This is a genomic window from Isoptericola sp. NPDC060257, from assembly GCF_042726645.1.
In the GTDB taxonomy this organism is placed as follows: Bacteria; Actinomycetota; Actinomycetes; order Actinomycetales; family Cellulomonadaceae; genus Isoptericola; species Isoptericola nanjingensis.
The window spans coordinates 1-9,180 of record NZ_JBHXAW010000182.1 but is presented as its reverse complement, the minus strand read 5'-3'; the positions used below and the strand labels follow the sequence as shown (position 1 = coordinate 9,180).

The 9,180-nt window shown below is 72.2% G+C and carries 10 protein-coding genes and 3 tRNA genes; 5 read left to right on the top strand and 8 right to left on the bottom strand.

Going from position 1 to position 9,180, the window contains the following annotated elements:
* Positions 1–47: 47 nt before the first annotated feature.
* Together lpdA and rnhA are read right to left on the bottom strand one after the other, a co-directional pair.
* The gene (lpdA, locus tag ACFWEK_RS14690; protein WP_430545814.1) at positions 48–1,451 is read right to left on the bottom strand and encodes a dihydrolipoyl dehydrogenase; all 1,404 of its coding nucleotides are present in this window, start codon (positions 1,449–1,451) and stop codon (positions 48–50) included.
* Between the two features lie 79 nt (positions 1,452–1,530).
* A complete protein-coding gene (gene rnhA / locus ACFWEK_RS14685; protein ID WP_430554519.1) occupies positions 1,531–1,950 on the bottom strand; it encodes a ribonuclease HI in 420 nt (139 codons plus the stop codon).
* Positions 1,951–2,073: 123 nt separating this feature from the next.
* On the opposite strand from rnhA, the gene ACFWEK_RS14680 reads away from it, so the two are divergent.
* A complete protein-coding gene (locus ACFWEK_RS14680) occupies positions 2,074–2,937 on the top strand; it encodes an LLM class flavin-dependent oxidoreductase (RefSeq protein ID WP_430554517.1) in 864 nt (287 codons plus the stop codon).
* A 37-nt stretch (positions 2,938–2,974) separates the two neighbouring features.
* Here the strand turns inward: ACFWEK_RS14680 and leuD are convergent, their stop codons facing one another.
* Positions 2,975–3,613, bottom strand: a complete 639-nt coding sequence (gene leuD, locus ACFWEK_RS14675) for a 3-isopropylmalate dehydratase small subunit (protein ID WP_430545816.1) — start codon at positions 3,611–3,613, stop codon at positions 2,975–2,977.
* A gap of 26 nt (positions 3,614–3,639) precedes the next feature.
* Positions 3,640–5,115 (bottom strand): 3-isopropylmalate dehydratase large subunit, encoded by a 1,476-nt coding sequence (gene leuC / locus ACFWEK_RS14670; RefSeq protein ID WP_430545817.1) that lies wholly within the window; start codon positions 5,113–5,115, stop codon positions 3,640–3,642.
* A 190-nt stretch (positions 5,116–5,305) separates the two neighbouring features.
* Between leuC and ACFWEK_RS14665 the strand changes: the two genes are divergently transcribed.
* The 3 genes from ACFWEK_RS14665 to ACFWEK_RS14655 all read left to right on the top strand — a co-directional run bounded on the left by ACFWEK_RS14665 (position 5,306) and on the right by ACFWEK_RS14655 (position 7,186).
* A complete protein-coding gene (locus tag ACFWEK_RS14665) occupies positions 5,306–6,025 on the top strand; it encodes an IclR family transcriptional regulator (protein WP_079574616.1) in 720 nt (239 codons plus the stop codon).
* 152 nt (positions 6,026–6,177) lie between these two features.
* On the top strand, positions 6,178–6,345 hold the full coding sequence (locus ACFWEK_RS14660) for a hypothetical protein (RefSeq protein WP_176168850.1): 168 nt from the start codon (positions 6,178–6,180) through the stop codon (positions 6,343–6,345).
* Positions 6,346–6,364: 19 nt separating this feature from the next.
* Positions 6,365–7,186 carry a PH domain-containing protein gene (locus ACFWEK_RS14655; RefSeq protein ID WP_430545818.1) on the top strand — a complete coding sequence of 274 codons (822 nt, stop codon included), beginning with the start codon at positions 6,365–6,367 and terminating at the stop codon, positions 7,184–7,186.
* Between the two features lie 138 nt (positions 7,187–7,324).
* On the opposite strand, the gene ACFWEK_RS14650 is transcribed toward ACFWEK_RS14655, so the two are convergent.
* The 3 genes from ACFWEK_RS14650 to ACFWEK_RS14640 form a co-directional block, all read right to left on the bottom strand.
* Positions 7,325–7,397 (bottom strand) — tRNA-Glu (locus tag ACFWEK_RS14650).
* A 64-nt stretch (positions 7,398–7,461) separates the two neighbouring features.
* Positions 7,462–7,534, bottom strand: a tRNA-Glu gene (locus ACFWEK_RS14645).
* 77 nt (positions 7,535–7,611) lie between these two features.
* Positions 7,612–7,683: transfer RNA gene (locus ACFWEK_RS14640), tRNA-Gln, on the bottom strand.
* A gap of 152 nt (positions 7,684–7,835) precedes the next feature.
* Between ACFWEK_RS14640 and ACFWEK_RS14635 the strand changes: the two genes are divergently transcribed.
* Positions 7,836–8,651 carry a class I SAM-dependent methyltransferase gene (locus ACFWEK_RS14635; RefSeq protein WP_430554516.1) on the top strand — a complete coding sequence of 272 codons (816 nt, stop codon included), beginning with the start codon at positions 7,836–7,838 and terminating at the stop codon, positions 8,649–8,651.
* A gap of 74 nt (positions 8,652–8,725) precedes the next feature.
* Here the strand turns inward: ACFWEK_RS14635 and ACFWEK_RS14630 are convergent, their stop codons facing one another.
* Positions 8,726–9,118 (bottom strand): LysR substrate-binding domain-containing protein, encoded by a 393-nt coding sequence (locus ACFWEK_RS14630; RefSeq protein WP_430554518.1) that lies wholly within the window; start codon positions 9,116–9,118, stop codon positions 8,726–8,728.
* Between the last annotated feature and the right edge of the window lie 62 nt (positions 9,119–9,180).

Here is a 9,180-nt window from a genome sequence, read left to right as displayed (position 1 = left end):
CCGCGGTACCGGGCCTCCGGCCAGGCGACCTGGTCCGAACTGTGAGGTCAGAAGTTGATCATGTGCCCCACGATGCCGTGGATGGACTCCTGCAGCGCCTCGGACAGCGTCGGGTGCGTGTGCACGTTCCGCGCGACCTCGTCGGCCGTGAGGTCCCACTTCTGCGCGAGGGTGAGCTCGGGCAGCAGCTCGGAGACGTCCGGGCCGATCATGTGGGCGCCGAGGAGCTCGTTGTACTTGGCGTCGGCGACGACCTTGACGAACCCGGTGGGGTCGCCGAGCCCGTGGGCCTTGCCGTTGGCCATGAACGGGAAGGACGCGACCTTGACGTCGTAGCCCTCGTCCTTGGCCTGCTGCTCGGTGAGGCCGAACGACGCGACCTGCGGGGAGCAGAACGTGGCGCGCGGCATCATGCGGTAGTCGCCGAGCGTCTGGGTCTCGGCCCCGCCGATGGTCTCGGCGGCGACGACGCCCTGCGCCTCCGCGACGTGCGCCAGCATGAGCTTGGCGGTGACGTCGCCGATGGCGAAGATGTGCGGCACGTTGGTGCGCATGTGGTCGTCGATCGCGATGGCGCCGCGCTCGGTGAGCTGGACGCCGGTGTTCTCGAGGCCGAAGCCCTCGACGTTCGGCGCGAAGCCGACGGCGGACAGGACCTTGTCGACGACGATCTCGCCGGGCTTGTCGTCCTTGACGCCCTTGTAGGAGACGGTGACGGACGAGCCGTTGTCCTTGATGGTCTGGACGGCGGTGGAGGTGAGGAGCTTGATGCCGAGCTTCTTGTACTGCTTGGCGATCTCCTTGGAGACGTCCGCGTCCTCGTTCGGCAGGGCACGGTCGAGGAACTCGATGATCGTGACGTCCACGCCGTAGTTCTTGAGGACGTAGGCGAACTCCATGCCGATGGCGCCGGCGCCGACGATGGCGATCGACTCCGGCAGGTCGCGCGTCATGATCTGCTTCTCGTAGGTCACGACGTTCTCGGACAGCTCGACGCCGGGGAGCAGCTTGACCTGCGAGCCGGTGGCGATGATGACGTTGTCGAACGTGACCGTCTCGGTGCCGCCCTTGTTCAGCGCGACCTCGATGGTGTTCGCGTCGCGGAACGTGCCGCGGCCGTCGTACTCGGCGATCTTGTTCTTCTTCATGAGGAAGTGGACGCCCTTGACGCGGCCGTCCGCGACCACGCGGGACCGGTCGAACGCCTTGCCGAAGTCGAACGTGACGTCACCGGACATGCCGAAGAAGTCGGCCTGGTGGTTGAAGATGTGGGCGAGCTCCGCGTTGCGCAGCAGCGCCTTGGAGGGGATGCAGCCCACATTGAGGCAGACACCACCCCAGTACTTCTCCTCGATGATGGCGACGGACTTGCCGAGCTGGGCCGCACGGATCGCGGCGACATAGCCGCCGGGGCCAGCCCCGAGGAGGACGACGTCGTAGTGGGAAGCCATGGGCCCAGCCTATTAGCGCGCGCCACCCCCTGCGGCGTGACGTCCGTCGCACCTCCCGCGCGACGTCGTCGGGCCCGGACTACCGCACGGAGTCGACGCCCAGGTTCGCGAGCTCGTCGGCGCGCTCGTTCCCCGCGTCGCCGGCGTGCCCCTTGACCCACACCCAGCGCACGTCGTGCTTCGTGACCTCGGCGTCGAGGGCCTGCCACAGGTCCACGTTCTTCACGGGCTTCTTGGCCGCCGTCGTCCAGCCGTTGCGCTTCCAGCCGGCGATCCAGGTGCGCATGCCGTTCATCACGTACGAGGAGTCGACGTGGATCACCACGGTGCTGGGCCGCTTGAGCGCGCGCAGCCCCTCGACGACGGCGGTGAGCTCCATGCGGTTGTTGGTGGTGACGGTCTCGCCGCCGTAGAGCTCCTTGGTGTGCTCCCCTGCCTTCAGCAGCGCCCCCCAGCCCCCGATGCCGGGGTTGCCCTTGCAGGCACCGTCGGTCCACATCTCGACCAGGGGCTTCTCGTTCTCGTCAGGCACCCGCACACCCTACGTTCCCCGTGTCCCACGGCCGTGTCGGACGCCGCGCGTAGCGTCGGCGCAGACCCCAGGACGACGAAGGAGACGCACATGAGGTTCGGTTTCGTCGGCAGCTTCGGCACCCCGCAGCAGAACGTCGCCCTCGCCCGCGCGTGCGAGGAGCACGGCTGGGACGGCTTCTTCAGCTGGGACGGGATGAGCATGGGCGACTGGGGCGGCGACGCCCTGACGGCCTGGGACCCGTTCGCGGTCCTCGCGGGCGCCGCGGCCGTGACGGGGCGCATCGCGCTCGGCGCCATGGTGTTCGCGGTGCCGCGGCACCGGGCGTGGGAGCTGGCGCAGCGCGCCCTGACCGTCGACCACCTGTCCGGCGGGCGGCTGGTGCTCCCGGCGGGCGTGGGCGTGCTCGACGACCGCGGGTTCACGTCCGTCCCGGGTCAGGTGACCGCGCTGAAGGACCGGGCGCAGGCGCTCGACGAGACCCTTGAGTGGCTGCGCACGTCGTGGTCCGGCGAGACCTTCGAGGCCGACGGCGCGCAGGTGCGCACCGGGCCGTTCCGGTTCGCCGCTCCCCCGGTGCGCGGCCACATCCCCGTGTGGCCGGTCGGCGTCTGGGACGCCACGAACCCGCCCCTGAAGAACCTGCACCGCACGCTGCGCTGGGACGGGATCGTCGTGCAGGCGCGTGGCGCGACGCCGGAGGAGGCGGAGGCCGGCCCCGACGCCGTCCGCGAGCTCACCGCGTGGATCGCCGAGCAGCGCGGGCCCGACGCCGGACCGTTCGACGTCGTCGCGTCCGGCCTCCTCTCGTCCGACCCGGGCGAGGCCCGCGAGCAGGCCCGCGCCTTCGCGGACGCCGGCGCGACCTGGTTCGTCGACTCGTGGTGGGACCCGGCGGAGGCGACGCCCGAGCGCCTGCTCGAGCGGGTGCGCCAGGGCCCGCCCACCCTCTGAGGGTGGACGGGCCCCGGCGCGGTCGAGGTCGAGCGGGTCAGCCGACCGGGCGCGCCGGCTCGATCGGGACGCTCGGCAGGTGCTTGGCCGGGAGCGTCTTGGGCCGCCAGGCCGCGCGCTCCGCCTCGAAGGCCGCGATGTCGTCCTCGTGCTGCAGCGTGAGGCCGATGTCGTCGAGGCCCTCCATGAGGCGCCAGCGCGTGTAGTCGTCGATCTGGAACGGCACGGTGACGTCGTCGGCGTGGGCGGTGCGCGCCTCGAGGTCCACGGTCACCTCGGTGCCGGGCTTGGTCTCGAGGATCTTCCAGAGGATCTCGATGTCCTCCTGCGCGACGATGCCGGCCACGAGGCCCTGCTTGCCCGAGTTGCCGCGGAAGATGTCCGCGAACCGGGGCGCGAGCACGACGCGGAAGCCGTAGTCCTTGAGCGCCCACACGGCGTGCTCGCGCGAGGAGCCCGTACCGAAGTCGGCGCCCGCGACCAGCACGGAGCCCGCCTTGTACGCGTCCTGGTTGAGCACGAACGTGGGGTCGCCGCGCCAGGCGGCGAACAGCGCGTCCTCGAAGCCCGTCCGGGTGACCCGCTTGAGGTAGACGGCGGGGATGATCTGGTCGGTGTCGACGTTGGTGCGGCGCAGCGGCACCCCGACGCCCGTGTGGGTGGTGAACTTCTCCATGACGATCTCCTGCTACGGGGTGGGGGTCAGACGAAGGACGGGGCGGACAGCGGCGCCAGCGGGGTGCCGTCGAACGTCGTGAGGTCGACGTCGCCCTCGAACTCGAGGTCGGCGACCGACGACAGCGTGCCGCGGACGGCGGTCGCGGCCGCGACCAGCGGCGACACGAGGTGCGTGCGCCCGCCCTTGCCCTGGCGACCCTCGAAGTTGCGGTTCGAGGTGGACGCCGCGCGCTCGCCCGGCGCGAGCTGGTCGGGGTTCATGCCGAGGCACATGGAGCAGCCGGCGTTGCGCCACTCGGCGCCGAACTCCTTGAAGATGACGTCCAGGCCCTCGGCCTCGGCCTGCAGCCGCACGCGGGCGGACGCGGGCACGACGAGCACGCGCACGTCGTCCGCCTTCTGCCGGCCCTGGAGCACCTTCGCCACGGAGCGCAGGTCCTCGATGCGCCCGTTGGTGCACGAGCCGATGAAGACCGTGTCGACCTTGACGTCGCGCAGCGGCGTGCCGCCCTCCAGGCCCATGTACTCCAGCGCGCGCTCGGCCGTGACGCGCTCGTTGGCGTCGGCGATGTCGGCAGGCACCGGCACAGACGCCGACAGCGGCAGCCCCTGGCCGGGGTTGGTGCCCCACGTGACGAACGGCTCGAGGTCGGCCGCCTCCAGCACGACCTCGGCGTCGAACTCGGCGTCGTCGTCGCTGCGCAGCGTCGTCCAGTACTCGACGGCGGCGTCCCAGTCCTCGCCCTCGGGCGCGTGCGGGCGGCCCTGGAGGTAGTCGAACGTCGTCTGGTCGGGCGCGATCATGCCCGCGCGGGCGCCGGCCTCGATGGACATGTTGCAGATGGTCATCCGCGCCTCCATCGAGAGCTTGCGGATGGCCTCGCCGCGGTACTCGAGCACGTAGCCCTGCCCGCCGCCGGTGCCGATCTTGGCGATGATCGCCAGGATGATGTCCTTGCTGGTGGCGCCCGGGGGCAGCTCGCCGTTCACCGTGATCGCCATCGTCTTGAACGGGGCGAGCGGCAGGGTCTGCGTGGCGAGCACGTGCTCGACCTCGGAGGTGCCGATGCCGAAGGCCAGCGCGCCGAACGCGCCGTGCGTCGAGGTGTGCGAGTCGCCGCAGACGACGGTCAGGCCCGGCATGGTCAGGCCGAGCTGCGGGCCCACCTGGTGGACGATGCCCTGGTCGGCGTCGCCCAGGGAGTGGATGCGGACGCCGAACTCCTTGGCGTTGTTGCGCAGCGTGTCGATCTGCGTGCGGCTGGTGAGGTCCGCGATCGGCAGGTCGATGTCGAGCGTCGGGGTGTTGTGGTCCTCGGTCGCGATCGTGAGATCGGGACGACGGACGGGGCGCCCGGCGAGGCGCAGCCCCTCGAACGCCTGCGGGCTCGTCACCTCGTGCACGAGGTGCAGGTCGATGTAGAGGAGGTCGGGCGCCCCGTCGCTGCCACGACGCACCAGGTGCGCCTCCCAGACCTTCTCCGCCAGCGTGCCGGCCATCATGTGCTCCTCGTCCGCCGCGTCCCCGCGGCCGTCGTGCGTGTGCTGTGTCTCGGTCGATCTCGTCGGCTGTTCCGCCGGGCGATACCGTCGTTCGGACCCCGGAGGGCCCGGCTCGTGAGACGGTTCCGTCCCGTGAGATGCGGTCCCCGACTTGCAATCTCAGTGACTGAGACGTCAATATCGTCCTATGGACGATACTAGCGGAGTCGGCGTACTCGACAAGGCCGCGTCCGTGCTGGGCGCCCTGGAGGCTGGTCCCGCCACTCTGGCGCAGCTGGTCTCCTCGACCGGGCTCGCCCGCCCCACGGCGCATCGCCTCGCCGTCGCCCTCGAGCACCACCGTCTCGTGGGCCGCGACATGCAGGGCCGGTTCGTGCTCGGACCGCGCCTCAACGAGCTCGCGACGGCGGCCGGCGAGGACCGGCTGCTCGCCGCAGCCAACCCCGTGCTCACGGCACTGCGCGACCACACGGGCGAGAGCGCACAGCTCTACCGCCGCCAGGGCGACCATCGCGTCTGCGTGGCCGCCGCCGAGCGGCCGGTCGGCCTGCGCGACTCGATCCCCGTGGGCGCCACCCTCACGATGCACGCGGGCTCCGCGGCGCAGATCCTCCTGGCCTGGGAGGAGCCGGACCGCCTGCACCGCGGCCTGCGCGAGGCCGTGTTCACCGCGACGATCCTCTCCGGCGTCCGACGCCGCGGGTGGGCGCAGTCGGTCTCCGAGCGCGAGCTCGGCGTCGCGTCCGTCTCGGCACCGGTGCGCGGGCCCTCCGGCCGGGTCGTGGCGTCCGTGTCCGTCTCCGGGCCGGTCGAGCGCCTCACCCGCCAGCCGGGCCGCCTGCACTCCGCCGCCGTCGTCTCCGCCGCCAACCGCCTGACCGAGGTGCTGCGCCGAGCCGGCGAGTGACCCGTCTCCCCCACCAGCACCGATCCCGGGCCCGGCCCGCTGCGACTCCACGCGGCGCGCCGGGCCCGGTGCTGTCGGGCCCCCGCCCAGGTCAGTACGCTCCTGGCTGACGGGGCAGCCCTGCCCTGCGACCCGAGAGGCGTGAGGACCTGATGCCCGCGAAGGCCAAGACACTGCTGATCTGGATCGTCGTGATCTTCCTGATCTACGCGATCGTGAGCAGCCCTGACCGTGCGGCGAACATCGTGACGGCGATCTGGGACTTCATCACCAACGCGTTCTCCAGCTTCGGGCAGTTCTTCGCGAACCTGACCGACTGACGACGGCCCGGAGAACCCCGTGATCACCGACGAGAGGCGCGAGCGCGACCGGGTGCGCGCGCACGCGCACCTGCGTCGGTACGTGCTCCCGAACGAGCGCGTGATCGTCGCGACGCGCCACCACTGGGCGCTGCTCCTCGAGCCGATCGCGACCACGGCCGCCGCGTTCCTGCTGATCGGCACCATCGTCATGTCGACGCCGGTCGACGTGCGCTCCACCGTGGGGTGGCTCTGGGTGGTGTGGTTCGTCGTCGCCGGCCGCCTCGCCTGGAAGTGGCTCGAGTGGCGCTACGAGTGGTTCGTCGCGACCGACAAGCGGCTCCTGCTGCTGTACGGGCTCGTCGTGCACAAGGTAGCGATGATGCCGATGAAGAAGGTCACCGACATGGGGTACTCGCGCAGCCCCACGGGCCAGGTCCTCGGCTACGGCCGCTTCGACATGGAGTCCGCCGGCCAGGACCAGGCGCTGCGCACCATCAGGTTCGTCCCGCGCCCGGACTCCACCTACCGCACCCTGTGCGACACCCTCTTCACGCCGGGCGGCCCGCGCCTGGACGACGACGACGATCTGGGCGGCGGCCCCACGCGGCCGCCGGCCGGTGCCCCCGGCGGCGCTCCCGGCGGTGCTCCCGGCGCACCGACCGTCGTGCCCGGCCGCGAGACGTCGGAGGGGCCCCGCCCCACCACGCAGCCGATCGCCGTGCAGCCCCCGAACCCGGCGCCCCGCCCGCCCGAGGCCCGGCCCAGCGACGGGGCGCACCCGGTCAGCTGGAAGCCCACGGGCGCGAGCTACGACCATCCGCGCAGCGACGGCGCGATCGTGCCCGACCCGTTCCTCTGAGCCGCTTCCAGCGGGCCGGTTCCAGTGGTCCGGCTCCGCGGGCCTCGCCCGGTCGGCGCGAGGGGTCGTGCACGGCCCGACGAACGACGAAGGCCCGGTCCACGTGGACCGGGCCTTGCCTGTGCGATGCCTGCTGTGTACCCCCAGCGGGATTTGAACCCGCGTTACCGCCGTGAGAGGGCGGCGTCCTAGGCCGCTAGACGATGGGGGCCTGGAACCGGCTCGGGCGTGGAGACCTGAACCGTGCGACCGTCCGTCGAGACGGACGACCTGCGTACCCCCAGCGGGATTTGAACCCGCGTTACCGCCGTGAGAGGGCGGCGTCCTAGGCCGCTAGACGATGGGGGCCTATGACTCGATGGTCTCGAGGACCTCCGTGCCGTGAGAACTCTACACACCGCACCAGGCGGGCGAAGAGCGCTGCGCTGGGGTACCAGGACTCGAACCTAGACTAAGAGAATCAGAATCTCTCGTGCTGCCAATTACACCATACCCCAATGGATCGAGCCTTCCGGGCAAATCCGACATGATCGGAGCGCCGGCGTCAGGCCCAACGTCGGAAAACATTACCGGACAGGTGGCCGTCGGCCAAAACGCGCGCGAGGTGCCGTACGTCACGCTCGACCGAAGGCCGTGGCAGGCTCCCCGCATGACCTCCTCGTCTCCCCCGCCGCCCGCCTCCGCCGGGCACGACCCGCACGACCACGCCGACCGCGCGGCCTCGTTCGACCGGGACGCCGACGTGTACGCCCAGGTCAGGCCCACGTACCCGCGGGACGCCGTCGAGTGGCTGCTCCCCGCGGGCGCGCGGCGGGTCCTCGACCTCGCCGCCGGGACGGGCAAGCTCACCGAGGTCGTCGTCGGCCTCGCCGGGGCGGGCACGGACGTCGTCGCCGTCGACCCGTCGCTACCCATGCTCGCCGAGCTCTCCGCGCGCCTGCCGGGCGTCGCCACCCGCCAGGGCACCGCCGAGCACCTCCCCCTCCCGGACGCGTCCGTCGACGCCGTCCTGGTCGCCCAGGCGTGGCACTGGTTCGACGCCGACGCCGCGGCGGCGGAGATCGCCCGCGTCCTGCGGCCGGGCGGCACGCTCGGCGTCGTCTGGAACGACCGCGACGCCGAGGTGGACTGGGTCGCGCGGTTCGGCGAGATCCTGCACCGTGGCGACCGCCTCGAGCCCGCGGCCGGTCACGACGCGCTGACGGAGCTCGGCGGCCGGTTCACGGCGGTCGAGGCCGAGACCTTCCGCTGGGTCGACCGTCTCCCGTCCGGCGCGCTTCGCACGCTCGCGGGGACGCGCAGCTACCTGCTGAGGCTCCCGGAGGCCGAGCGCGAGACGCGCCTCGCCGAGGTCGACGCCCTGGAGGCCACGCACCCCGACCTCGCCGGCCGCACCGAGATCGAGCTGCCGTACGTCACGTACGCGTTCCGGGCCCGCACGCGAGGAGCCGTGCCGCCCAGGTAGTGCCTCCCGCATCCCGGTAGTGCGCGGCGGGCACGACCGGGGTGCGGCAGGCACTACCTCACGGCGGACGACGCTCAGCGCGCGCCCGCGACGGCGGCGAGCCGACGGGCCGGCGCGGACAGCGACGCGCCGTCGCGCCACACCACGCGCAGGCGGCGCGAGAGGTCGAGCTGGGCGATCGGGACGGTCACCAGGTGGCCTGCCGCCACGTCGTCCGCCACGGTCAGCGCGGACAGGACCGTCACGCCGTCCCCGTGCCGCACGGCGGACTTCACGGCCGCCGTGGAGCCCAGCGCGGTGACGTGGGACGGCAGGCGGACGCCCGCCTGACCGAGCGCGTCCTCCAGCACGTCGCGGGTGCCCGAGCCGGCCTCGCGCAGCACGAGGTGCCCCGCGGCGAGGCCCGCGGGGCTGACGGACCGTCGGGGGGGCCCCCCGGGGGGGGGGGGGGCGCCCCGCCCCCCCACCGACGGGGGGCCCCGGGGGGGGGCGGGGGCGAGAAAAAAAAAAACCCCCACCCCACACACGC

Bases quoted from the DNA above. Each gene is read 5' to 3' on its own strand.
- lpdA (WP_430545814.1), bottom strand. From the start codon at position 1,451: ATGGCTTCCCACTACGACGTCGTCCTCCTCGGGGCTGGCCCCGGCGGC.
- ACFWEK_RS14680 (WP_430554517.1), top strand. From the start codon at position 2,074: ATGAGGTTCGGTTTCGTCGGCAGCTTCGGCACCCCGCAGCAGAACGTC.
- rnhA (WP_430554519.1), bottom strand. From the start codon at position 1,950: ATGTGGACCGACGGTGCCTGCAAGGGCAACCCCGGCATCGGGGGCTGG.
- ACFWEK_RS14665 (WP_079574616.1), top strand. From the start codon at position 5,306: ATGGACGATACTAGCGGAGTCGGCGTACTCGACAAGGCCGCGTCCGTG.
- ACFWEK_RS14660 (WP_176168850.1), top strand. From the start codon at position 6,178: ATGCCCGCGAAGGCCAAGACACTGCTGATCTGGATCGTCGTGATCTTC.
- leuC (WP_430545817.1), bottom strand. From the start codon at position 5,115: ATGGCCGGCACGCTGGCGGAGAAGGTCTGGGAGGCGCACCTGGTGCGT.
- ACFWEK_RS14635 (WP_430554516.1), top strand. From the start codon at position 7,836: ATGACCTCCTCGTCTCCCCCGCCGCCCGCCTCCGCCGGGCACGACCCG.
- leuD (WP_430545816.1), bottom strand. From the start codon at position 3,613: ATGGAGAAGTTCACCACCCACACGGGCGTCGGGGTGCCGCTGCGCCGC.